The organism is Spirosoma agri, from assembly GCF_010747415.1.
Lineage (GTDB): Bacteria > Bacteroidota > Bacteroidia > Cytophagales > Spirosomataceae > Spirosoma > Spirosoma agri.
Window position 1 is genome coordinate 3,678,995 of the sequence record NZ_JAAGNZ010000001.1, and the last position, 21,627, is coordinate 3,700,621.

The following is a 21,627-nucleotide window of genomic DNA, read 5'->3' on the forward strand; positions in this document are numbered from 1 at the left end:
CTTATCGTTTTGCGGGCGTCGACCATCCAGCTGAACAAAGCATTTTTATATCCGGTTAACTCTGCGCAAGCCTTCGAACGCCCGGCCACCCGCGGAGCCGTTGACTTGTTGCAATGGTCACCATCCTGAACGTTGGCAACGAATTTTTCTATGGACAGGCCAGCCTCCTAGAAACTGATGCCGCCAGTTTAATGAATCGCTTCTTCGTTTTAGTCTTGCCCTGTTTACTTTCTGTTGCCGCACTGGGCCAACGAAATACCCTTCAACTGATCCGAGTTAGTGAAGATAACGATGGACTGAACACGCGCCGGGAAATCAGCGACCGGCAATACACCAACGGGACCCAGCTTGAAATACTGTACACCAAACAGACAAGACCCCGTTTTTTGAGCGCCCTCCTGATTCCCATCGCCAGCCAGGCGAACAACCTGTATGGTATCGGGCTGACTCATCTGATGTACACCCCAACCGACATCAAGCGAAAAACCATCGTAAGGGGTGATCGACCGTACACGGCGGTTCTGTACGTAAGTCATTCCCTAACCTCGGCTGATCCCGTTCGCAAACAGCGCCTGACTACCGAACTAGCGCTTGGGGTGCTGGGCAAAGCGGCTTTGGGCGAAGAACTTCAGGAATGGGTTCACCGTCAGTTGGGCTTCGATAAACCCCAGGGCTGGCCGTATCAACTGCCAACGGACGTTGTTGTCAACTACCAGATTCAGTACGAAAAACAGATCGTCCAGCTCTCCCCTTACCTGCAACTGCTGGGGTTGGCGAGCGCAAACGCGGGCACCCTGAGCAATAATATCAATGCGGGACTCCTATTCAGGGCGGGCCTTTTCAGCAACTATTTTATAAACTACGAACGACCAACAGCCGATAAGCCGCCTGGTTACCGCAAGTTTCAACTCTTCCTGTACGGGCGACCTGTTGTTCGTCTTTTGCTGGACGATTCGACCTTGCAAGGCGGTATCTTTACGCGTAACCAGGCTGATTACGTGCTGACTAGCGGCCTTATGAACCACTCATTCGTTCAGCTTGAGTGCGGGGCCGTGCTGACACGCAATCGACTGGGCGTCTCCTTCAGCGAACGTTGGATTTCGGCACAGTTCGCAGGAGCCCCAACGCAACAGATCGGCAACATAACGCTGTTTGTCGGTATTTGACCCTCACCCGCGTCTAAATCAGCCCGCGCGATGCGTTTTTTCGGCTTATTTTGGGAAATCCTGTAGCCTATGTTCAAGCCTATCTACCACCGGCCAGCCCTCACCTATTTTCAGCATGAATTAGAGGAAGAAAACTTCCGGCGGGAACGTCAGCGCGCGGTTGTGCTCGCGGCCTTGTTTGCCTTTGGGTTTTTGCTTTACGGCATAACCGTTCCATTTGGTAACCTCCCTATTGGCGCGGTTCCAGGCTATAAAGACATTTCGGTCCAAGTAGCTGCTTACATGGGTGGTATGCTGCTGTATGAACTCTTTCTCTGGCAAACGTTGGGCACCGTCAGCCGACGTTTTCCGGGAACGGCCCTGGCCTACTTCGCTAAATTCGGGAATGCTACCGTAGAAATTACGGTGCTGACAGGAGCCCTGTACTTGGTTAGCCAATCGTTCGATCACCCGATCCTGATGCTGCTGTCACCCGTCGCTTATCTGTATTTTATATTTATTACCCTCTCCACCCTGCGCCTGAGTGCGACCGTTTCGGTCTGGACCGGTGCCCTGGCGGGTATCGAATTCTATGGCCTGAGTCTGTACTTGATTGAATCCGTTCCTTCGACAGAGAAAGAACTCACCTTTTACCTGACTATGACCTTCCCCTACGCGCTGAAGGCCCTGGTCATGATACTAACAGGGGCCGGAGCCGCTTACGTGGCCCGCCAGATTCGCCAGAGTATTCAGCTGTCTATCGAGCGCATGGAAACGGGCGAACAGATCAGGACACTGTTCGGGCAGCAGGTGTCACCCGAAGTTGTGGAAGCGATTTTAGCGCAAAAAGGAACGCTCGAAGCCAGCCATCGAAAAGTCGCTGTCCTATTTCTGGATATTCGCAATTTCACTCACTATGCCGACACGCATACCCCCGACGACGTAATTGCCTACCAAAGTGCGTTTTTCGATGTTGTCGCCACTGTCATCCGGAAAAACGGAGGCATCATCAATCAGTTTCTGGGCGACGGCTGCATGGTTACGTTTGGGGCTCCGCTGGCGGTCACGAACCCAGCCGAACGGGCGATTGACGCCAGCCTAGGCATTCTGGAGGCTGTTGCGGAGGCCAACCAAACCGGCCTCATTGCCCCTACATCCATCGGAATCGGCATTCAGACGGGTGATGCCGTCGTAGGCAATATCGGCACCGAATTCCGCCAACAGTACAATATTACCGGTACGGTCGTCATTCAGGCGTCGCGCATTGAACAGCTTAACAAAGAATACAACTCACAGATTCTGGTGAGTCAAGAGGTTATCGACGACTTGTCCACCGTACCCGCCAACACCCGGCGCGTCGGCTCGATTCATCTCAAAGGCATGAGCAAGGATGTTATGATCTGGCAAGTAGCCTGACGCTGACACAACGCTCACCTAACGTAAAAACACTATCGCTGCCTATCTTCGCACCAAAGAAATGCCGTCAAAACCAGCGGAGTTCGTTGGGGGTCAGGTTTGAGTAAGCCTATTCTCCCGACTGATCCGTATCTTATATTCGTACACAACTTGTCATCAAACGTGATCCGGCCCCTACTCTTCCTGTCTTTAATTGCTCATTCGGTTTTTGGTCAATCAGCCAATTCGGTTGGTATCCAGCTTGTTCCTATTCCGGCGGGGACGTTTTACATGGGGTCGGAACGTGACGGTGAGGATGCCGATGAGCAGCCAATCCATCGTGTTACGATCAGTAAGCCGTTTCGGATGGCCGCTACCGAAGTTACGAATGCGCAGTACGAAGCGTTTGATCCTGCGCATAAAACGTTGCGGGGTAAGATGGGTTTTTCGAAAGCCGATGATGAAGCGGTCGTCTTCGTGACGTATGACCAGGCCGTTGCATTCTGTACCTGGCTTACCAGGAAAGAAGGAAAACCCTATCGTTTACCGACCGAAGCCGAATGGGAATACGCCTGTCGCGCACGAACCCTTTCCGATTTCTCAACCGGGAACAGATTACCCGCTGTCTACCAGAAAAGTCAGAAAACCGACCGCGACCCGGTTGTTGTCTCGCTACAGGTCGGGCAAAGTCCGGCGAATGCGTTTGGTCTCTACGATATGCACGGCAACGTTGAGGAATGGTGCAGCGACTGGTACGGACCTTATCGAGCGGGCGAACAAACCGATCCGGTCGGGCGGGTTAGCGGCCTGTATCGCGTTACGCGGGGGGGCAGTCATGGTACGCCCATCCGGTATCTGCGCTCGGCGAACCGACTGGCTATGATTCCCAACGACAACAGCTGGCTGGTCGGCTTCCGGATCATTCAGGCCGACGCGCCGGTTAGCTCCCCCCTGCCGCCCAATCCAGTACCGGCGGTTATGCAACGGGTGGTTCAGAAACCAGCCAGTTGGCAACCCGTCGCATCGACAAAACCAATTTTTCTGGACCCCATCCGCTACGTCCGTAAACCCGATTGCGCAGGGGGTGTACCGTACTTTTCGCATAACCACTGTCCGGCCATTACGTGGTGTCCCAACGGCGATTTGCTCGTTGCGTGGTTCTCAACCGATGAAGAGTCGGGCCGCGAAATGACCATTTTAGCGAGTCGGCTGCGGTCGGGTAACCAGGTGTGGGATGAACCTTCGGAGTTTTTCAAAGTCCCGGATCGGAACATGACCGGTACGTCACTCCTACACGATGGCAACGGCACAATCTACCACCTCAACGGACTGGAAACCGACGGCGACTGGCAAAACCTGGCCATGACCGTTCGCGAAAGTCACGACAACGGAGCGACCTGGTCAGCACCCCGGCTGGCCGATCCTGAACACACGAAACGAAATCAGGTCATTGCCGGACTTATCCAGACGCGGGAAGGCTGGCTCGTTCAACCGGGCGATGCCGACCCAGGACCAACCGGCGGAACGGCCATTCACATCAGCAAAGACAAAGGGAAGACCTGGAACAATCCGTATACCGATCCACAGAAACCCAGGTTCCGGAATGGGGCAATGGGTGGCTTAATTGCCGGTATTCACGCGGGTGTGGTGCAGCTAAAGGATGGAAGCCTGATGGCACTGGGCCGGAAAGACGATCTGCCGGGTCCTGACTCGATTGGTCCGCGTATGCCCATGAGCGTATCGACCGATATGGGCAAAACCTGGACCTATCAGGCATCGGATTTTCCGCCCGTCTGGAGTGGGCAGCGGCTGGTTCTTTACCGGCTCAACGAAGGTCCCCTGCTCCTGATCTCGTTTACGCACCATCCCGACGAAGCAAGCGACGCGACAAATGGCATGCTGTTCACCGATGCATCTGGCAAAACGAGCAGGCGCTATGGCATGTATGCTGCATTATCCTATGACGAGGGCAAGACCTGGCCGGTCAAGAAGCTTCTTACGGATGGAAAGTACCGATACCTGAACGGCGGGGCCTGGACGGGTGCGTTCGAAATGGACGCCACCCATGCCGAACCGAAAGGCTACCTGGCGATCACCCAAACGCCTGACAATCTGATCCATCTGGTTAGTAGCAGTCAGCATTACCGGTTTAACCTGACCTGGCTGAAACAACTGCCCGCTGCCTCACAACCGTCCATTAATTCGACCCGGAAATAAGGTACCTCATCACGTTATCGCGTCTATTGATGGGTTTAATGAGTGGGGCAGCATTCGGCCACAAAGCGAAAAGCTAACCTTTCCGGGTGGGATCAGTTAACGTAGTGAACTACCTGCGCTCATGATAAACAGCTTTTCACGGCGGGCCATGCTCAGACAGACAGCGATTGCCGGATTCGGCGCGCTAACTGGTTCATTTTCTGCGAATATGGACCCACAATCAATACTAACCCGACAGATTCCATCATCGGGCGAACGACTTCCCGTTGTTGGACTGGGTTCCTGGCAGCAGTTTGACGTTGGCCCGTCTGATCCGGACAGACGTTCTTTACGTGACGTGCTTACGCTCATGCACAAGCAGGGTGGTAAATTGATCGATGCCTCACCTATGTATGGGCGCGCGGAAGAAGTGATCGGTGACCTGACTACCGATCTGGCGTTGACTGACAACTTCTTTCTGGCAACCAAAGTCTGGACTACGGGCAAACAGGCGGGTATCGACCAGATGCAGACATCACTGCGTCGAATGCGCCGGAAAACCCTCGATCTCGTTCAGATCCACAACCTCGTCGATTGGCAAACACAGTTGAAAACGCTGAAAGACTGGAAGCAGGCAGGTACGATTCGCTACATTGGCATTACTCATTATACGGCTTCGGCCCACGACCAACTTGAGCGTATCGTTAAAAGCGAACCCATCGACTTTGTGCAGATGAATTATTCCATCCGCGTTCGTAATGCGGAACGGAGTCTGCTACCATCGGCCCGCGAGAAAGGCGTGGCCGTTCTTGTCAACGAGCCGTTCGAAACCGGCTCGCTCTTTCGACTGGTAAAAGGAAAGCCATTGCCTACCTGGTCGTCGGAATACGATATTCGGAGTTGGGGGCAATTTTTTCTCAAGTTCATTCTGGCTAACCCCGCCGTAACCTGCGTCATTCCGGGCACCTCCGATCCTAAACACCTGACCGATAATCTGGGTGCTGGTTCAGGGCGACTACCTGACGGGAAAATACAGGCTCAGATGGCCGCTTATGTAGCCACGCTTTAACGGGCGCTCGATACTGGAATACCAACAAACAAATCGATTGAACTCAACCAGCTGCCGGGAATGTGACTGATTGAAGCCTCGAAAAGTCTCAATAAAAAGCGGGTTCAATCAAACGTGTCGTAGCGAAGCTAACCAGGCTGGTCAACGTACGATTACAGCGAATGAATCACTTAATTTTTGTAACTCGCCCGAAGGGGCAAAACTCAACATGGAAGATACTAATAAGTGGGACGGCGTTTCGACGGATACGTTTTCAATCGATTGCATCATTTGTGACAACGCCATTGTGGTTCAACAGGGATTGACAATGAAGATGGCTCCAATCTGTAACAACTGTCGGACAACGTTAAAGAACTATGTGCTGAGACATCCTTCGCCTGCTGCTGCCGCGGTTCCACAATAGCCTCGGGTAACCGTTGGAGAAAGGTCCGTTTGTATGCTCATCATCGGCGTAGACTGGCTGCTCGTACGTCTCGATCAGGGAAGATAGTTCGTCGCCCCTAGGGAAAAAATAACAGGAACTTCATACAAACAATAATCCCCAGCCGCACGACGGTCAGGGATTACTAACTATTTCTTTTCAACTACCAAGGTTGAACTTAATCAACCCGTCTATACAGGCCAAACGACATGAGTAACCGGTACTATTGCTCTTTGATCGTATTAGCTACGGCCGCGATAATGTACGGGTAACTTCTGTAACTTTCAGTCTATTTTCCTCTATACATTAGGCAATATCTAGCCTAGGAAATACTCTATTTAGTTACCACTTTAGCTAATTTTTGACGGTACAAATCCGGAAGCAACCAGCGAACTCGATTCGTTTGTCTGCGGATCGATTCTGTCGTCTGGATTAGTCTTTAGGACACGAGACGTTTATCCTGCCACGGGCCCTGTTGACGATCTGGCCAAATAAGTTTCCGATACCGCAAATCTCTCTTATTTACTTTTACGTAAGTACTGTAACTTATACCTCTACCACCATGAAAAATAAACTATCTCTCAACAGCACATCCCTCGTCTGGCTAGCTGTCTTTACCATTTCTATTCTCTATGCGATCGCGGTTTTCAGGTTCTTGTTCTAACTGCCGAATACTAAATTCAGAGGAAGCGATACCGTCGTTTATCAGCTACTCTTTAATTTGCCAGGAACACCTGCACCATGAAAAAGAACCCTTTCCCATCCGTCGCCCTCGTATGGCTTAGTCTTTCCATTCTATCGATATTGTTTTTGTATTGGCTTCTCACCCTATTTCTGTAACGCCAGATGGCATCGGTAGCGATCAACTTGTATTGACTATGTATTTGGCTTAGCTTCTTGAATTCTGTGGAACTTGTTTTTTACTCTGCTGGTGGATTAGTCATTGTAGCGGTACTAGTCTATTTATATCTACACCTTTCTTTTTCGGTAAAATGCCCCAAATGCGGTAAGATTGATGAAGAACGCATTGCCCGTTCCAACTTAGCCCGTTTTTTTTCCCGGTTTATTACCCTGAAAGCCTACCGCTGCAGAAAGTGCTGGAACGAATATGTTGTCGTTGGCCATTAAAACAGACTATGCACTGTAGGTATCTACAGCTATGCGCATCGTCAATCGGCACCGAAAACCGTGCTGATCGGATTGTATCTGGGATGACAACTACGATCAGCACGGTACGAATAAAGTTATTTGAGCGGTAATTGAACCATCGTAGAGCTATTACCAAGCTGCGTAGTCGGTAGGGCTCCGTTCCACTTGGCAATCCATTGCTGCTGAATAAGCAGTGGCGTCAACGTTCTCTGTTTTAATTCGTTGGCCCTTGCTTCCGCTTCGGCTTCGATTACCTTCGCCCGGGCAAGACCAGTAGCTTTGGTCACCGCAATCTCAGCGCTGGCTTTCTCGGCCGCCACCTGGTTGTTGAGACGAAGTGCGTTTTGAACTGCCGTATTTTTGGCATCGATCATGGCTTGCAACGACTCCGGTGGCGTCAGATTCGAGGTTATATTCTCGAAGACAAATCCATCGTTGACAAGCGCCTTCTGAAGCTTGGCCTCGACCTGATCTTCAAATGAAACCCGGTTATTAACCAGCGAATCAGGGGTGAAGGTGTTGGCTACATCGCGGTAGGAATTATACACAATGGTACGCAGGATATTATTCTCGATATCAGGCAATTCCTTCCGGTATTTCCGGTACACATTGGCCCCCTGCCCGCGCTGCAAATGATAGTTCAGTGTCGGATCTATCTTGAACAGTGTACCCCCTTTGGCACTAACCGTAAAGGGATCATAATCTTTCGTCTGAGTAAAAGTCGGGTATTGTTCGATGAATGAAGTAAGCGGGTTATAGAACTGCCAGCCAGTCACGTTTTCAATGTCATTGGCACCCCGGTCGGAGCCGATCTTGCTAATTTTGATACCTTCATGACTGGCATCAATGGTAGCACAGCCAATCAGCGTTTGCGAGGCAACAATGACGGCAAGAACAGCAACGCCTGCCCAGATGAAAAGTCTTCTCATTACTTGAACGGATTTTTAGTAAAGGCTTTGGTTTTGATGGTAATGTAAGCGTACAGAATGACCGTAAGGCCCGCGATAACAAGTAGCAAATCACTGGGTTGATTCAGCAGCCAGCGAATACCATTGAAGCAGAGCGCACTGAAGACAAAGAAGGCGAAATACAGTAAAATTCTTTCCAGTGTCATCGTTTTGTTGATTGATGGCTCAAAGGAATACACTAGGTGGACGTTCAGCGTAGGAAATTGTATGAGCGGCTATTTTGACCTAAAATAGCCCTGGAAGTCTTTATGAGCTAATTCACTATACTTGTTGCTCAAACCAAAGACTTATAATAGTGGTCATAAAAAAATCGGCCGGGCAATTGATTGCCCGGCCGGAAGAAAGAGCCTACCTACTCGTTTGGAATACCATGGAACCAGGTACCTATAGCACGTACACGTATTAAAGTCACAGCCGTCCTCAACGACTGTACACGATGGCTAAACCTATAGAGTCGACAACCACTGCTTCGTAAGCAGCGATCGTATCAGGTAAGAATTTGGTCTTTCCATGAACCAGCGGTTAAGTGCTTACCTAACCCGGCACGTCGTGTTTCGCTGATCACCCTCTGCGCTACATAGGCCCAGATTAACTCCGTAGGAGTCTGCCGCTGAAACTCTTCGGAGAGCATTAGCACATGTGTAAAGGGCAGAAAGACAGCTTTAATTAAGATCTTAGTATACCCTTCCCGCGAATCGGCCTCGTGGCCGGGAATCTGCTCAAATATCCTGATCGAAAAGAGTTGTTTACCGATGAAGTCTTGCCTGATCCCAATCTGACGGGTGCCATATTCATTTCTTAGTCCATCAACGGGCGTATACCACTTTTCCATATCGTAATTTTGCACGGCCTCTTTCGTCTGCATTCATTGTATCCGCATAACCCAAAGCGGTAATGAAAGTCAGATTGTCTCGTCTCCTCTATTTAGAATGATTGTAGCGCACAGAGTCACTTTTTATTTAGCCTGCTGCCGGAGCAACTTTTAATCAGGCCACTGATGCCTCCTGTTCTGAATAGATTGATTCGTTTAACGATCCGTTTGTGACAGCATCAGCGCGTAAAGCGTACAAAATAGTTTGGAAGTGATCCAGCCAGAAAAGAGTGTAACTAACCAGAATGCACAGAATGATCCGTAGGGTCTGCCATCGATAAAAAAGTAATTCGATAGCTAGGTTATCAGGCTTATTGACCGATTACACAGTAGTGCTACTTGTACATTTTCTTTTTGAAACGTAACCCCTAGATGGTACCGGTCAGGATGTAGCCAAGCCACAAAATCAATGGCGAATGCTAACAGAGTTGACAATCGCTGACCTACCATAAGTAGATGTCGCATTCAGGACGGATAATCGATGCGGACGAGTCTTTGGGCGAGTAAAAATAAAAAAGCCGTTACATTTCGTGTAACGGCTTAGTGATCAAGTGCACTCGTAGGGATTCGAACCCCAAACCTCCTGATCCGTAGTTACTATGCCGATCCTTTCGGATACCTGCTAATCATTACGTTTCCTGCACAAATAGCCCTTTAAGCCTCAATTTCGCGGTTTTACTTTTCGGATATTTACGTCTGGTATCGGATGTTCTTCGTAATATTGGGCGAGTTTGTGGGCGAGTGACCCAACTAGCTCGCCCGCTATGAACCCCAATCAGGCCACCGTCAAGCTTACCTACGACAAAGTTAAAGATGGTTTGGTTAGCATCAAACTACGGGTACGCTACCAGACCGAGCGCCCCCGGTATCATCTACCTATTAAGGAGGGCATCATCGTTACGCCCGACGTCTATAAGCGCCTGGTCCAGTACCACCAGACCCGCAGCGGCCGCACGGCCGAGGAGATCCGCCAGCTGTACGCCAAAGTGCTACCCTTTGTGGAGCGGGCCGAAAAGATCATCGAGGGCCTGGAGCCGTTCTCCTTTGCCAAATTCGAGAGTCTGTTCTACGCCGAGAACGCCGTCAGCGAAAAACCCGAAGCCAACGACGTGCTGGCAAGCCTGATGACTGCGTACGCCCAGATGGACGCCGAGGGCCGGATCAGCAACGCCGATGCCTACCGATCGGCGGCCCAGTCGCTGAAACGGTTCGTGGATGGTCTGAGCGACGCGGACCGGGCGCAGCTGCTGCCGACGACGGGCAAGAAAAGCGCGAAAACGAACCTGCTACGCTTCGATCACCTGACGCCCGAGTTCCTGTCCCGCTACGAGGCCTGGATGCTGCAATTCGGCGCCTTCGCCCGAAAGGAAGGATCAGCCCCAACGCCGGCGTCCTTAACTACGGTGGGCATTTACCTGCGTCAGGTACGGACCGTCTTTAACACCGCCATTCAGGAGAAAATCATCGCCGAGAACGCTTATCCGTTTTCGCGCAAAGGCTACGTAATCCCCACCGGCCGCAACGTCAAAAAGGCGCTGCGCAAGAACGTGATCCGCGATATCATGGGGTATGCCTGCCAGCCGGGCACGCTGGAAGAGCGGAGCCGGGATCTGTGGGTCCTCTCCTACCTGTCCAACGGCATGAACCTGACCGATATCTGTAACCTGCGGTGGTCGAATGTGAGCTACGCGGATCAGACGATTACGTTTGTTCGGAAAAAGACATCGCGCACCCAGCGGGGTAATCCCATCACCGTGCAGGCAACGCTGTTTCCCGAAACCAAAGTGATCATCGAGCGCTGGAAGGGCGAGAGCCAGGCGCTGGGGGCGTTCGTGTTCCCCTTCATTACCGATCAGATGGATGCCCGGCGCAAAAAGCGCACAATCGCTCAGCTGATCAAGACTACCAATAAATACATGAAGCTGATCGCTCAGGCGATTGGCGTCGATATCGAGATTCGGACCTACGAGGCCCGCCACAGTTTTGCCTCGGCGATGCTGAAGGCCGGCGCGGATCTGGTGTATATAAAGGATAAGCTCGGACAGAGCAGTCTCAAATCGACCGAGTCCTACGTGGTGAGCCTCCACGACGAGGACGAGCAGACGATGCTGCGCAATTCCCTGATGTAATTATCGATTACGCAGCTGCTGACTGATCTGCTTTAGCTCGGACAGGGTCGCCAGATTGGTCAGCCGGTACCCGCTGATCTGATCGCAGATGGCCAGGCTCAGCGACAAATAACTATCGACCGAGAGATTGGTCAGGTCATGGACTTTCTGATATTCGAGTTGCTTGAGCGTTTGCTGGCTTGCGACCAACTGCGCTTCGAGAAAAAATAGACGCTGACGGAGTTGTCGACGATTCATGGGTGGTATTACTGCCCTAAAATTTATGAGTTCAATCCCTTTGCATTTCCTTTGCAAAATATTGAAAGCTGTAAAGGAAATGCAAAGGGATATTTAAGTTGAAAAAGAACATTTTTTAATGAACAGCATCCCATATTTTAACCAAATCCTCAATAAGAGAGCGCATTTTTGAAAGCGGGTAAGTACTTGCTGGATCTGAAAGCGCTTGCTCAGGATTAGGATGCGTTTCAATAAAAACTCCATCTGCCCCAACTGCAATGGCTGCCTTGGCCAGCGTTAATGTCTCATCTCTGTTACCGCCTGACATACCTTCAGTTAAATTGACAATCTGTACTGTGTGAGAGCAGTCTACAATTGAATATTCGTCTTTTCGATTGTTGACTTTTAATTTAGGAACATCTCTAAAATCCACAACTATGTCGTGTTTTCCAAAGGTCATTCCTCGCTCTGTTAGAAACAGTACTGCATCAGGATTAACATTTCGGATTTTTTCAACCTGGTAGAAAAGAGTTTCCACTGTCATGAATTCACCTTTCTTTATGTTAATTGGCATTTTAGAAGCCGCAACAGCTTCCAATAGATTAGTTTGCCTAGAGAGAAAAGCGGGGATTTGAAGGATATCAACATGTTGCATTATTTCAGGCACCTGAATCGATTCATGAATATCCGTTAACACAGGAATTTCAAACTCTGACCTAATAGTGCTTAAAATATCTAATGCTTTAGAGTTTTCCATTCCTCTAAATGACGTTGCCTTAGTTCTATTTGCTTTAGTAAAAGAAGCTTTAAAAATATAATTAATATTATACTTTGCACAAAGCGTCTTTAAGTGATTAGCAATTTCGTAACATATATTCTCATTCTCTACTACACAAGGCCCTGCTATAAGTATAAATCTCATATTGGGCTTAGAAAGATAATCTTTGAGATCAGTCATCTAAAGGTTGTTTATTAAATATATTTTTGCAGTGAATTGTCATTTATATAATTCGTATCATAGCTATTACGATTGTCCATGTATTTTTTCCAAGACTCATTATTATCATGAAATATCGTGTTACATCTAAAGAAAAAATAAATTGTAAACGCCAATGTTATTAACATTGACCCTTCAGAAAGAAAGCATATTATTCTGTACTCTATTTTCACTGTATTGTTGTCAGTTCCCCAGCCAAGCCACAGGAAAACGTTAGTTACAGCTATACAACATAAAGCTAAAACCAACTGGAGAGTACAGAAAGTTTTGAACTCGAATCCAGCAAAATATTTTCTAACAGTTATATGTAAATGATCAACCTTTCCTTTACTTCTGTTAGCCAGTATCCAGAGAGGCGCATAATCAGAGTCGTTAATCGATTTGGCTTGTTTTAAACGTTTAAGTAAAGGCAACTCATAAGCAAAAAACAAATATGTGATTTGGTGAACGGCTTGATAAAACCAAGAATTGCCAAAAAAAGTACTAATCAAAATAATGACCGACATCAATATTCCATATATTGAAACCTTACCAATATCAGCAGAATTTGGGACTATGTTTTGAGCGATAAAACCAATAATTGTAATCTGAGCTAATATCAAGGCTCTAAACGATGAAAAAATATAAGAAGTCTCTGTGCGTAGAGCTTGATAAGACTGATCAAATTTGGGTTCTACAGATGGATCAGCTTTGGTAGATACAGGTTCTTTCTCGGCGAGAAGAGATGCTTTGTGCTTATTAAACTCGTCTTCCGTAATAGCTCCCTCCTGTTTCAATTTGTGCAAAAGTTCTAGGTTTCGCAACGAATCTTGGTTCATTTCTGTGGTGTGGTTTAAAGTTTAATAGTAAATTGATAGATACAATTGAACTGCTGTATATTTAGAAAAAGATTGAAATTATGGAATCAGAAGAAGACTCAAGACCGGAAATTCAAATTAATTGGAAACCAATCGTAGCTGATGTTTCAAAAGTTTCCATTGAAGATTTGAAGTTCATTTTTGCTCAAGCCGAAAAACGTTTAGATGACAGCATTAAAAATTTCGACATTACAACAACTAAGTCCACATCCTTTATTACTCTCAGTTCTACACTGTTGACTGCACTAACAGCTTACTTCTTTATTAATCACGATCCTCGGGGAACATTTGACCCAAAGCTTTGTACTGTGAGTGTAACTTGCCTCTACTTGTTTGCAATTTTAACGCGCTTTGTTTGGATCATTTTACCGAAATCAATTGAGCCAATAGGGACATATCCACAAGACTTATATAATGATAATGTACTTTATGAAGACCCAAAAACAGCAGACAACTCAGCAAAACCATATATTAAAGAGATCTATCTAACTGAATTGCAGAGTTATGATAGACGTATTCAGCACAATGAGACAGTCAATCAAAATCGCCAGAATGTATTCAATCAGTCGGTGTGGCTTATTTGTGCTATGCCTGTTATAGCCACAATACTTTATTCCTTATTATCAGTTTGTTTTTCATGATCTTGGTCGCGTTCCCGATAAACTGGCCGGTTTGTACTAGGTCGGTCACGCTCTTCATTATGAGCTTTATCCCGGTTTACTTCTTTAGGTTTTATGCGTCTTTCCTCCTTTTTAGCCATTTAGATCAAGGTTTATTTGGTTCGCCTTTCTTTGGGTTCATTTGACTCACGTAGTACCTGACGGCCAGTTTCATAGCGCTCCCGTTCGACTTGCGGTGGAGGTGATGGGGTTGGTGCCGGTGGCGGTGTTTGGGCTGGCTGGCTTGGTTCAGTTGCCATAGTAGTGTGTGGCTTAGTCGAGGTTTTAGTTTCCGGTTGAATGTTATTGTCAGGCTTTATGTTATTACATTTGCAAGCAAACTATTCATACTCAATACAATGGAAATCATATCATACATCCTTGTTGCTGTAGCACTCGCCGTCTGTGTATTCTGCGAACGCCGTATCAAACGCTATCAGGCGGAACAAAAAAGGCTTTTCGACGAGCAAAAACGCGAAATGACTCGTTTGGAAGCGAACATTGACCTGTTACTGAATAAGCTCAACTCGAATGTTCAGCTGCATCAGAATTAGTTCTACTCCTATTCTGCTTTTTGTCCTCCCTCGCTAAGCAGTTTAGTCTTTGATTCAAGTAGTTCCTTGATTGAGAAATCGGGAAAAAGTGGCTTTATCTCATCAGAAGCTTTTATGGATGGGTAAAATTGAGCCCCCTTTTCTATAAGTGCGCCAATTGCCTCAATAGAGCCCCGCATGTTATTATTCAGGTTCGGCGAATCCTTATCCGCCATATACATACTTATGATATGCTGAGCCTCCCCTTCCTCGATTAGTTGAATTTTTTTTCGCTCTGCCTCAATAAGCATTTCCAGGTAGTCATTTTTGATTTCAAGCGTTCTTGCATGTTCAATAAATACTTTACCTTCTCTTGCTTTATTTTGAATAGCAACAGCTGCCCAGATTAGATTTGCACATAATTTAAGCGCCATACCAGCAGCTCCAATTATTCCAAGTGTGATCCAAACAGAACCACTGTCAACTTTCTCAACAGTTACTTGGCCACCAATTTCTAAGACGGGTGTGTTAAATGACCTTCTTAGAAGATTAGCGGCCTTTTCCAGTTCCTCTAAGCTATCTATATGTTTTAATTCGACATCTAAGCTCTCCTCCGTTGCTTCTGTAAACTCTTTCGGTCCAACAAAATTTATAAACCTAATAACCGAACTCATAAGATCAACTGATGCGTTGATTAATGCCTCTGCACTTGCCTTATCTGTTGGATAATACTCTCTAGTTGAGTTTTCAATTGGCTCAAGTATTCTTCTTATTAAAGGCGTAATCAAATAAGGAGCAAATAATTTAACTTTTTCATAAGCATCCCGAAAAACGGGTAAGTCATAAAATAAATGATCCTTATCAGGGTCATTATTATAATCGTGTTTTTTTAACTCTAGTAATGGGTATACTTTAGAAAGTATTCTGTAAGCTTGTTTATTATTCATGCCTTTTCTAGCGGTGTGGAGTAGGGTATAATTTGATGAAATCACATTTTTTCTTCCTCCTTCGCTAATCTCAATGAGCTTGGAAACATTTTAGCCGTTTTAAATTCGCTGTTTTTGTCAAACCAAACACAAACAGCTTCCGCGCCGATATATCCGCTAAAGGTCATTATTGGACCACCTGATTTTAACTGCACCAAATCCCCTTGTTTAATTTTTTCGTTTTCCATTTTCTTAAAAATTAGATGAAAACAATACCACTTTATATTATATGCACTTTCATTAATACTGGCGATTAATTCATCCACCAACTAATTCGTTACCCTTTCCCGAAAGGCATGCTTGTTTGAACTGAATACCGAAATCAGTAAGTCTTATTAACTTGTTATATGCTGATGCAGTGTAGTTGGAGCCAAGCACACCTATTAACAGATTATACTCTTCAGATCCCGTTAATCTATCGTACTCTGATATATCATTGAGTTTTTGTCCATATGGAATCTCAAGAATTCCTAAACGGCACAGATTATTTAAATAGTTTGGAAGAAGATCGGGTACTTTTACATTGGCCTCCATATTAATGTGTGAATAGTTGTCATAATAATTTAAATATCCGGGATTATCACCTCTTTTAACCCTGATGTCAACTAAGGGCTTTTTATCAGTTTCACCGAAAATATTTATTATTAAACCCTCATCTGAAGTTAGATTTTTGATGATTTCTACAAAGCTAGGGTGAGCCAACTGCACAGTATCCCTGTCCATAGCATTAGCTATTAGATTGGCATACATTTCTGCTAATGTTTCGTTGTGGCCAGTAAACCGTAAAGACTCTACAGCTGGGCCAACAACATGAGGGTCAGGCGTGACAATATTTTCGGGTGGAGTATTGCTAAGCTTTTTCTCTAGGGTCGAAGTGAGCCAATCACTGATCTTTTCGTAGCCCCAGACTATTCCAGTAATTGGAGCTAAGGCTACATGAATGATTTTTGCGGCATTACCCAGACCTTTACCTACTTCTTGTAAAGCTGGCTGTGCTAAATCATTGTAAATTGGTACAGCTTGAACCAAACCAGTTGCCGCTTCAATAGTACCTTTTACAATACCTCCGCCATTGCTGTCTTCGTCTGCCATGCTTTCCTTAAAGTGTGGATTAGGTGTATTGGTTAGTTAATTTGGTATATTAGGCACTGAGATTATAGTAGATGGTGCTGGGTCTGAAAGCTTAGTACTCTCACTGTTATTCGTTGCAGCAATTCCCCGAGTCACTTTAGCGGGCAATACAAATAGAAATTCAGCGAGCGTTCGGGTAAATTCTACCGCTTTTTTAGCATCTTCAACAGATGGCATACTCGCATTTTCGTCAGCGTGCCGTTCGTCATTAGCGTCAAGCCGGACCTGATGCGCCCACGTTTCCATATCGGGGGTTAACAGTCCATTCTTAGCTGCTTCGTCAATTCGCTTATATAGGCTTCCTTTCGAATACCCTTTCTCTTTTAGCATTGCATCTACAGCGCTCGCGCAGAGCATTATAGAACCAGAAGGAGCAAACGTGGTTTCGATAGCCTGTTGAAGGAAGTTTCTTACTTTGGGTGGTAGAATATCGCTTAGCGTATCAACGCCTGGATAAGTTTCTTGTACAACTTTTCGGTTATAACCATCGATTTTTGCAGAAGCTGTTACAACTCCTCCGCAACGACTGCATTTATAAGTTCTCCAGTACCTGGTATCTTTACCATTATCTGTTTGTGTATAAAATTCACCAGACACAAAGACTAAATTAGGCTTATCAACTGAGCAATGCGGACACTTGCCCAATTTTAAGTGATCATCAAGGGTTAACATATATATAGGCGTGGTTTAGATAATAGCCTGATCAAGCTTTATCCTTATTGCTCAGCTCTTCCAAAATTTTCAATGCTCTTGCGGCAATATCTTTGGCAAGAGCGTTAATTTCCTCTTCTACTTTTGCCTTTGCAGCTTCTTCGTCTTCCCCCCTCAAGTGCGCTAAAATTCGAGTTGATTTCATAGCAGCAGCAAGGCTCGTAGCCTCTATCCTGCTTAGCGAGGTAATGAGATAGGGCGTTAAATTATTTAGAGTCAGAGTAACGGTTTTGTCAAAGCGTGAATCTGGTTGTTGATTTAGTTCAGTTGCCATGATTAGGTGCGGATTGGTTAGTGAGAAAAGTTAGGTTTAGTCAGCAGGAGAATCAATAATGCGCAGTATTTTCCAGATATGGTGTATCTGATCTGTGGGTACAGTCGTGCTTCCATAATCGGGATTATCTGAGTGAAGGGTTAAAAAACCTTTGGTGTATAATTCGTTATCTTTTATGCGCTTTACGACGAAAGAGTCATTATAGCTTATTGCATATACCCCAGACGAGATATATTCCCAATCGGCTGGGTTAACTATTTTACATCGAATTTTTGTACCTTCTGAGTACTTCGGATACATACTTTGACCTCTAACTTCAAAGACTACATTCCGCTCTACGTTCTCGCCCCTCTTTATTATCACTTTTATCTTTTCTGCCTGACCGTAATTCGATTCAGGATCTGACATCTCGTTAAAGCTGCCCTGCAACGGGATTGAATAGTAAGGTAACCACGCACTTTCATACTCTTCGTCATCTACCATTTTCAGTTCGACAGTCCCTTTCGGAGCAAACATTTCCCCTTGGCCGGTTTCCCACCAAATAGGGTTCAAATGCAACAACCTTACTAGTTCATTTGACTTATGCTTACCGATAGGTCTTTTCCCCGCTTCCATCTGGTAATAATTCGATGGATTCTCCTCAAGTTTATCCGCAAACTGTTTAGGATTCAATCCAAGCGTCTCTCTTACTTGAATTAATCTTTGGGCTTTATCACTCACAAGTTCTAACAGTTCGGTCATAGTAATAAAAATATAGTTCAAAAGATTTGCTTTGAATAGTTCAAATGAACTATATTTGCTATCAGTTACGAACGATAGCAAGCAAATCTATGTCAAATGCCTTCATAACGCAAGAAAACCCAGTTGAAACGGTAGCAAATAATACACAAGCGTTTCGTCGTGCGTATAAGCGGTTAAATTCCGGTGAGCAGAAAGACGAGCAGAAAGCATTCTGCCGCCACTACTCAATCTCACCGCCCGCCTTCCGGGCTCGATTGTCTGGATCGACCCGCGTTTCGGATAGTGAGTTAGCTTGGTTCGAAAAACGCGTAGCAACCTACTTCCCCAGTTAGCCATGACGCACGATGAACATAAAATCCCAGCCACTGAGGTTCTTAGGCAATTTTTAGCTGGAACGAAGACACCACAACAAATTCACGAAGCTCAACCCCCTATGCCACAAGAAGAAAAGCAAGCCCTAGCCGATCAGATTCGGCAGAAAGCAACTGAGTTGAATGATCTCGTCAAAACCGCTACCGATGCCGGGCTAACGGTTGACTTGACCACACCTGATATCTATCAGTCGCTAATTCGTGGTGCACAACCCAGTATCAAGATCGATATCAGAGAGATTCAAACCACAAAATTCTAAACAATGAGTGTCGACGAAAAAGGAGTCTTAGCTGATCAAATTCGTCAGACGATCAGCACACTCAACTCGCAGCTCACAGTAGCCCACTACGCCGGACTGGCCGTTGTTATTCAGGGCGCAAGGGACTGCGAGATCATGGTTGCTGGTAATGGGCAATCCCCGCACGTGGAAGTGACAATCAAGGAAGCAGAAATTAGGCACTATTAGCCATGAACACGTTACAGGTTTTCAGCTACAATGACTTTTCGATCGAGTTTGAGCTGATCGGCAGTCAGGTTTACGCCAATGCAACAGCCATGTGTAAACCCTTTGGTAAACGTCCCAACGACTGGTATGTACTTCCTGACACCCAACGCTACATTCAGGCAATTACCGGAAAATCTGGTAATTCTGATTATCAGCTCTTTATCAAAAAAGCGGGAAATCCTGACTATGGCGGGGGTACCTGGATACACGAAAAGTTGATCATTAAGCTGGCTCAGTGGCTGGATGTTGACTTTGAAGTATGGTGCGATCAGCAAATCGCTACGCTATTGACTCGCCGGCAACTCGCCGTTTCCACTCCCTCTTACATGATCGAAGACCCCATTCAGCGGGCCGAAGCGTGGATCCGGGAAGCGAAAGAGAAACAGGCGCTAAGCTTTCAGAACGCTGAGCTTAAACCAAAGGCCGAGTACGCCGAAACGGTACTGCTCAGCGAGTCGGCGCTGACGACCACGAAAATTGCGCAGCAGCTGGGCATGTCGGCCATTAAGCTCAACCGGATTCTGCGCGACAAACGGGTGCAGTATAAGCAGTCGGGCATCTGGAACCTCTACAGCGTTCACACCGGTAAGGGGTACGCTACCCTTCGAACGTATATGCACCCCGGTAGCGATGGCATTATTCGCACGGAACACCTGCTGGTCTGGACCGAAGCGGGTCGTCAGTTCATTCACCAGCTGCTCAATCCCGCCCTAAGTCCAGTCGCCAGCCCGCTACGAGTCGCCACAGCCTAAATACTCCCTTGTTATGGATAATCCCTTTGAAACGCTCTCGACGCAGCTTAGTCATTTGCAGGGACTGGTGCAAACGCTGTCCAAAAATGTGCAGGCGCAAAAACCTGTCCCTGAATCCGACGATCCGATCACGGTCAAACAGGCGGCTGAATACCTGCACCTGTCCCAGTCGGCACTCTACCAGAATATCGATCGTATTCCTCACCGCAAACGGCACGGTAAGCTCTATTTCTTTAAAAGTCAGCTCCGGGCCTACCTCGACGAGGGTAATGCGTAAGGCAGGCACTACAATCTAAATCAACTAGTGAAGCGTGACCTATAATCTAAATCAGTAAAAGGCACGCCCGGCAAAAAGCGTCCGGGCGTGACCTACAATCTAAATCTAACAGTAAAGTTATGCAAACTCTCCAAGCTCCCCGCAAACGGCTTGTTTTTGCCGCATTGCTGGCCACCTTCTCCACGAACGCAATCAGTTCACCCGCCCCCGAGACAGCACCCCTCACCCTGGCGGATCTGGATGCTGAGCAGGATTTTTCCGAACTCGAACACCTGGTCAGCAAACTGGCCGGTCCCCACTGCTCCAGCATCGAATTTCACGACGATAACCGCAAACACGGCTGCCGCTCCCTGGAATGGATCGTTTGTACGCCGGTTTACAACGGCTATTCCGATCGCAATGAAGACGGAGTTTACGCCGACACCTCACCCCTGCGGGAAATTATCTGGGTGCCGGTTGAGGCTCACCACACCATTCAGAACATCGCCGAACGGGTAGCCTACGAAGTACAGTGTATCGACGATAACCGCTTCGCCTAGCCTAGCCATGACAACACTCAAACTTATCGGTTGGGGCTGCCTGGTGGTGGCCCTGCTGATCAATATTCCCTTTTGGATTCATATCATCCGGCATTTAAAGCTACGTAGCCTCTGGCGGGAACTTTGCGCCTGGTGGCTGCTGCGGTCGGAGGATCTGGGCGGACTGCTGCTGATCGTGCTGGTTGTTGCGTTTCTCTGGGTTGGCCTACTTATCACCTGCCCATGAGTCTGCTCAACGATATCTACCAAACGCACCTGCAAACGCTGCTGGGCAAGACAACCCGCATCGAGGAAATTGACATCGATGATGATTTCATCACGTTTGCCCTGCCCGTCGATCAGCCACTGGATCTGCAATTGGGCGTAAAGCTCACCATCTACGGCATCAACGAGGGTAAACTATACTGCTCCATTTTCAACCACGAACTGGAAAAGCAACTGGCCGATCTGCCCCGGTTTGATGCGCTCAAGCAACACATTTTTACCGAAGCCTCCCATGACCAAACGTGAACGACTGAAAGCAGAAAAAGCCGAACGGGACCGTGTTCGGCAGGAACAAAAGGATTGGTACGAACGCGAAAAAGCCCGGCTCGCCCAGCAAGTCTAACCATGTCGAAACGCACACGCTACTACGTCTGGGTGATCTTTTTTGCCCTGCTGCTGGGCGGCTTCGCCTGCAAACATTCGCTCTACTTCCGAGCCAACTTTCCGGCCCTCTGGAGCCGGCACTAGCG

General features: G+C 47.1%; 28 protein-coding genes. 16 read left to right on the forward strand and 12 right to left on the reverse strand.

Translation table 11 applies throughout. The features are described 5' to 3' along the window. The first annotated feature begins 113 nt into the window (after positions 1-113). The 4 genes from GK091_RS15255 (at position 114) to GK091_RS15270 (ending at position 5,805) form a co-directional block, all read left to right on the forward strand. Positions 114-1,166 (forward strand): lipid A deacylase LpxR family protein, encoded by a 1,053-nt coding sequence (locus GK091_RS15255; RefSeq protein WP_164039896.1) that lies wholly within the window; start codon positions 114-116, stop codon positions 1,164-1,166. A gap of 69 nt (positions 1,167-1,235) precedes the next feature. Continuing rightward, complete coding sequence (locus GK091_RS15260) at positions 1,236-2,561, forward strand: adenylate/guanylate cyclase domain-containing protein (RefSeq protein ID WP_164039899.1); 1,326 nt, start codon at positions 1,236-1,238, stop codon at positions 2,559-2,561. 162 nt (positions 2,562-2,723) lie between these two features. Then, a complete protein-coding gene (locus tag GK091_RS15265) occupies positions 2,724-4,757 on the forward strand; it encodes an SUMF1/EgtB/PvdO family nonheme iron enzyme (RefSeq protein WP_164039908.1) in 2,034 nt (677 codons plus the stop codon). 121 nt (positions 4,758-4,878) lie between these two features. Further along, on the forward strand, positions 4,879-5,805 hold the full coding sequence (locus tag GK091_RS15270) for an aldo/keto reductase (protein WP_164039910.1): 927 nt from the start codon (positions 4,879-4,881) through the stop codon (positions 5,803-5,805). Positions 5,806-7,470: 1,665 nt separating this feature from the next. Here the strand turns inward: GK091_RS15270 and GK091_RS15275 are convergent. The 3 genes from GK091_RS15275 to GK091_RS15285 form a co-directional block, all read right to left on the reverse strand. Next, positions 7,471-8,304 (reverse strand): SPFH domain-containing protein, encoded by an 834-nt coding sequence (locus GK091_RS15275; protein WP_164039912.1) that lies wholly within the window; start codon positions 8,302-8,304, stop codon positions 7,471-7,473. After that, positions 8,304-8,489 carry a hypothetical protein gene (locus GK091_RS15280; RefSeq protein WP_164039914.1) on the reverse strand — a complete coding sequence of 62 codons (186 nt, stop codon included), beginning with the start codon at positions 8,487-8,489 and terminating at the stop codon, positions 8,304-8,306. The genes GK091_RS15275 and GK091_RS15280 overlap by 1 nt, the downstream gene beginning before the upstream one ends. Positions 8,490-8,830: 341 nt before the next feature. Then, a complete protein-coding gene (locus GK091_RS15285; RefSeq protein ID WP_164039916.1) occupies positions 8,831-9,208 on the reverse strand; it encodes a hypothetical protein in 378 nt (125 codons plus the stop codon). 770 nt (positions 9,209-9,978) lie between these two features. On the opposite strand from GK091_RS15285, the gene GK091_RS15290 reads away from it, so the two are divergent. Then, positions 9,979-11,343, forward strand: a complete 1,365-nt coding sequence (locus tag GK091_RS15290) for a tyrosine-type recombinase/integrase (RefSeq protein WP_164039919.1) — start codon at positions 9,979-9,981, stop codon at positions 11,341-11,343. On the opposite strand, the gene GK091_RS15295 is transcribed toward GK091_RS15290, so the two are convergent. The 3 genes from GK091_RS15295 to GK091_RS15305 all read right to left on the reverse strand — a co-directional run bounded on the left by GK091_RS15295 (position 11,344) and on the right by GK091_RS15305 (position 13,374). After that, on the reverse strand, positions 11,344-11,580 hold the full coding sequence (locus tag GK091_RS15295; protein ID WP_164039921.1) for a hypothetical protein: 237 nt from the start codon (positions 11,578-11,580) through the stop codon (positions 11,344-11,346). A 115-nt stretch (positions 11,581-11,695) separates the two neighbouring features. Continuing rightward, the gene (gene kdsA, locus GK091_RS15300; protein WP_164039923.1) at positions 11,696-12,517 is read right to left on the reverse strand and encodes a 3-deoxy-8-phosphooctulonate synthase; all 822 of its coding nucleotides are present in this window, start codon (positions 12,515-12,517) and stop codon (positions 11,696-11,698) included. A 14-nt stretch (positions 12,518-12,531) separates the two neighbouring features. Continuing rightward, complete coding sequence (locus GK091_RS15305; RefSeq protein WP_164039925.1) at positions 12,532-13,374, reverse strand: SHOCT domain-containing protein; 843 nt, start codon at positions 13,372-13,374, stop codon at positions 12,532-12,534. Positions 13,375-13,454: 80 nt separating this feature from the next. On the opposite strand from GK091_RS15305, the gene GK091_RS15310 reads away from it, so the two are divergent. Further along, complete coding sequence (locus GK091_RS15310) at positions 13,455-14,054, forward strand: hypothetical protein (protein WP_164039927.1); 600 nt, start codon at positions 13,455-13,457, stop codon at positions 14,052-14,054. Between the two features lie 377 nt (positions 14,055-14,431). Next, entirely contained in the window at positions 14,432-14,626 is a 195-nt protein-coding gene (locus GK091_RS15315) for a hypothetical protein (RefSeq protein ID WP_164039929.1), read from the forward strand. Positions 14,627-14,634: 8 nt separating this feature from the next. On the opposite strand, the gene GK091_RS15320 is transcribed toward GK091_RS15315, so the two are convergent. The 6 genes from GK091_RS15320 to GK091_RS15345 all read right to left on the reverse strand — a co-directional run bounded on the left by GK091_RS15320 (position 14,635) and on the right by GK091_RS15345 (position 18,448). Next, a complete protein-coding gene (locus GK091_RS15320) occupies positions 14,635-15,552 on the reverse strand; it encodes a hypothetical protein (protein ID WP_164039931.1) in 918 nt (305 codons plus the stop codon). 41 nt (positions 15,553-15,593) lie between these two features. After that, positions 15,594-15,779: a DUF2158 domain-containing protein gene (locus tag GK091_RS15325; protein WP_164039933.1), complete on the reverse strand. Its 186-nt coding sequence runs from the start codon at positions 15,777-15,779 to the stop codon at positions 15,594-15,596. 70 nt (positions 15,780-15,849) lie between these two features. Next, positions 15,850-16,683: a DUF4393 domain-containing protein gene (locus GK091_RS15330; protein WP_164039935.1), complete on the reverse strand. Its 834-nt coding sequence runs from the start codon at positions 16,681-16,683 to the stop codon at positions 15,850-15,852. Between the two features lie 36 nt (positions 16,684-16,719). After that, positions 16,720-17,394: a DUF4145 domain-containing protein gene (locus tag GK091_RS15335; RefSeq protein ID WP_164039937.1), complete on the reverse strand. Its 675-nt coding sequence runs from the start codon at positions 17,392-17,394 to the stop codon at positions 16,720-16,722. Between the two features lie 31 nt (positions 17,395-17,425). Next, positions 17,426-17,707 (reverse strand): hypothetical protein, encoded by a 282-nt coding sequence (locus tag GK091_RS15340; protein WP_164039939.1) that lies wholly within the window; start codon positions 17,705-17,707, stop codon positions 17,426-17,428. A gap of 36 nt (positions 17,708-17,743) precedes the next feature. Beyond that, positions 17,744-18,448, reverse strand: a complete 705-nt coding sequence (locus GK091_RS15345) for a LexA family transcriptional regulator (protein ID WP_164039941.1) — start codon at positions 18,446-18,448, stop codon at positions 17,744-17,746. A gap of 89 nt (positions 18,449-18,537) precedes the next feature. On the opposite strand from GK091_RS15345, the gene GK091_RS15350 reads away from it, so the two are divergent. The 9 genes from GK091_RS15350 (at position 18,538) to GK091_RS29840 (ending at position 21,625) form a co-directional block, all read left to right on the forward strand. Next, positions 18,538-18,780 carry a hypothetical protein gene (locus GK091_RS15350; protein ID WP_164039943.1) on the forward strand — a complete coding sequence of 81 codons (243 nt, stop codon included), beginning with the start codon at positions 18,538-18,540 and terminating at the stop codon, positions 18,778-18,780. A gap of 101 nt (positions 18,781-18,881) precedes the next feature. Then, positions 18,882-19,079, forward strand: coding sequence for a hypothetical protein (locus tag GK091_RS15355; protein WP_164039944.1), 198 nt, complete (start codon positions 18,882-18,884; stop codon positions 19,077-19,079). 3 nt (positions 19,080-19,082) lie between these two features. Next, entirely contained in the window at positions 19,083-19,286 is a 204-nt protein-coding gene (locus GK091_RS15360; protein WP_164039946.1) for a hypothetical protein, read from the forward strand. 2 nt (positions 19,287-19,288) lie between these two features. Then, entirely contained in the window at positions 19,289-20,077 is a 789-nt protein-coding gene (locus GK091_RS15365) for a phage antirepressor KilAC domain-containing protein (protein ID WP_164039948.1), read from the forward strand. A gap of 13 nt (positions 20,078-20,090) precedes the next feature. Continuing rightward, the gene (locus GK091_RS15370) at positions 20,091-20,354 is read left to right on the forward strand and encodes a helix-turn-helix domain-containing protein (protein ID WP_164039950.1); all 264 of its coding nucleotides are present in this window, start codon (positions 20,091-20,093) and stop codon (positions 20,352-20,354) included. Positions 20,355-20,473: 119 nt separating this feature from the next. Continuing rightward, positions 20,474-20,893 (forward strand): hypothetical protein, encoded by a 420-nt coding sequence (locus GK091_RS15375; protein ID WP_164039952.1) that lies wholly within the window; start codon positions 20,474-20,476, stop codon positions 20,891-20,893. Positions 20,894-20,900: 7 nt separating this feature from the next. Further along, positions 20,901-21,119 (forward strand): hypothetical protein, encoded by a 219-nt coding sequence (locus tag GK091_RS15380; RefSeq protein WP_164039954.1) that lies wholly within the window; start codon positions 20,901-20,903, stop codon positions 21,117-21,119. Continuing rightward, entirely contained in the window at positions 21,116-21,403 is a 288-nt protein-coding gene (locus tag GK091_RS15385; RefSeq protein ID WP_164039956.1) for a flagellar brake protein, read from the forward strand. The genes GK091_RS15380 and GK091_RS15385 overlap by 4 nt, the downstream gene beginning before the upstream one ends. 99 nt (positions 21,404-21,502) lie before the next feature. Next, positions 21,503-21,625 (forward strand): hypothetical protein, encoded by a 123-nt coding sequence (locus GK091_RS29840; RefSeq protein ID WP_262889190.1) that lies wholly within the window; start codon positions 21,503-21,505, stop codon positions 21,623-21,625. The last annotated feature ends 2 nt before the right edge of the window (positions 21,626-21,627 follow it).

What these genes read in the sequence shown, in the direction of transcription:
- GK091_RS15260 (WP_164039899.1), top strand. Translation starts at nt 1,236, where the DNA reads ATGTTCAAGCCTATCTACCACCGGCCAGCCCTCACCTATTTTCAGCAT.
- GK091_RS15290 (WP_164039919.1), top strand. Translation starts at nt 9,979, where the DNA reads ATGAACCCCAATCAGGCCACCGTCAAGCTTACCTACGACAAAGTTAAA.
- GK091_RS15370 (WP_164039950.1), top strand. Translation starts at nt 20,091, where the DNA reads ATGGATAATCCCTTTGAAACGCTCTCGACGCAGCTTAGTCATTTGCAG.
- GK091_RS15295 (WP_164039921.1), bottom strand. Translation starts at nt 11,580, where the DNA reads ATGAATCGTCGACAACTCCGTCAGCGTCTATTTTTTCTCGAAGCGCAG.
- GK091_RS15365 (WP_164039948.1), top strand. Translation starts at nt 19,289, where the DNA reads ATGAACACGTTACAGGTTTTCAGCTACAATGACTTTTCGATCGAGTTT.
- GK091_RS15325 (WP_164039933.1), bottom strand. Translation starts at nt 15,779, where the DNA reads ATGGAAAACGAAAAAATTAAACAAGGGGATTTGGTGCAGTTAAAATCA.
- GK091_RS15320 (WP_164039931.1), bottom strand. Translation starts at nt 15,552, where the DNA reads ATGAATAATAAACAAGCTTACAGAATACTTTCTAAAGTATACCCATTA.
- GK091_RS15360 (WP_164039946.1), top strand. Translation starts at nt 19,083, where the DNA reads ATGAGTGTCGACGAAAAAGGAGTCTTAGCTGATCAAATTCGTCAGACG.
- GK091_RS15305 (WP_164039925.1), bottom strand. Translation starts at nt 13,374, where the DNA reads ATGAACCAAGATTCGTTGCGAAACCTAGAACTTTTGCACAAATTGAAA.
- GK091_RS15310 (WP_164039927.1), top strand. Translation starts at nt 13,455, where the DNA reads ATGGAATCAGAAGAAGACTCAAGACCGGAAATTCAAATTAATTGGAAA.
- GK091_RS15255 (WP_164039896.1), top strand. Translation starts at nt 114, where the DNA reads ATGGTCACCATCCTGAACGTTGGCAACGAATTTTTCTATGGACAGGCC.
- GK091_RS15375 (WP_164039952.1), top strand. Translation starts at nt 20,474, where the DNA reads ATGCAAACTCTCCAAGCTCCCCGCAAACGGCTTGTTTTTGCCGCATTG.
- GK091_RS15335 (WP_164039937.1), bottom strand. Translation starts at nt 17,394, where the DNA reads ATGTTAACCCTTGATGATCACTTAAAATTGGGCAAGTGTCCGCATTGC.
- GK091_RS29840 (WP_262889190.1), top strand. Translation starts at nt 21,503, where the DNA reads ATGTCGAAACGCACACGCTACTACGTCTGGGTGATCTTTTTTGCCCTG.
- GK091_RS15270 (WP_164039910.1), top strand. Translation starts at nt 4,879, where the DNA reads ATGATAAACAGCTTTTCACGGCGGGCCATGCTCAGACAGACAGCGATT.
- GK091_RS15340 (WP_164039939.1), bottom strand. Translation starts at nt 17,707, where the DNA reads ATGGCAACTGAACTAAATCAACAACCAGATTCACGCTTTGACAAAACC.
- GK091_RS15385 (WP_164039956.1), top strand. Translation starts at nt 21,116, where the DNA reads ATGAGTCTGCTCAACGATATCTACCAAACGCACCTGCAAACGCTGCTG.
- GK091_RS15330 (WP_164039935.1), bottom strand. Translation starts at nt 16,683, where the DNA reads ATGGCAGACGAAGACAGCAATGGCGGAGGTATTGTAAAAGGTACTATT.
- GK091_RS15285 (WP_164039916.1), bottom strand. Translation starts at nt 9,208, where the DNA reads ATGCAGACGAAAGAGGCCGTGCAAAATTACGATATGGAAAAGTGGTAT.
- GK091_RS15315 (WP_164039929.1), top strand. Translation starts at nt 14,432, where the DNA reads ATGGAAATCATATCATACATCCTTGTTGCTGTAGCACTCGCCGTCTGT.
- GK091_RS15380 (WP_164039954.1), top strand. Translation starts at nt 20,901, where the DNA reads ATGACAACACTCAAACTTATCGGTTGGGGCTGCCTGGTGGTGGCCCTG.
- kdsA (WP_164039923.1), bottom strand. Translation starts at nt 12,517, where the DNA reads ATGACTGATCTCAAAGATTATCTTTCTAAGCCCAATATGAGATTTATA.
- GK091_RS15280 (WP_164039914.1), bottom strand. Translation starts at nt 8,489, where the DNA reads ATGACACTGGAAAGAATTTTACTGTATTTCGCCTTCTTTGTCTTCAGT.
- GK091_RS15275 (WP_164039912.1), bottom strand. Translation starts at nt 8,304, where the DNA reads ATGAGAAGACTTTTCATCTGGGCAGGCGTTGCTGTTCTTGCCGTCATT.
- GK091_RS15355 (WP_164039944.1), top strand. Translation starts at nt 18,882, where the DNA reads ATGCCACAAGAAGAAAAGCAAGCCCTAGCCGATCAGATTCGGCAGAAA.
- GK091_RS15345 (WP_164039941.1), bottom strand. Translation starts at nt 18,448, where the DNA reads ATGACCGAACTGTTAGAACTTGTGAGTGATAAAGCCCAAAGATTAATT.
- GK091_RS15350 (WP_164039943.1), top strand. Translation starts at nt 18,538, where the DNA reads ATGTCAAATGCCTTCATAACGCAAGAAAACCCAGTTGAAACGGTAGCA.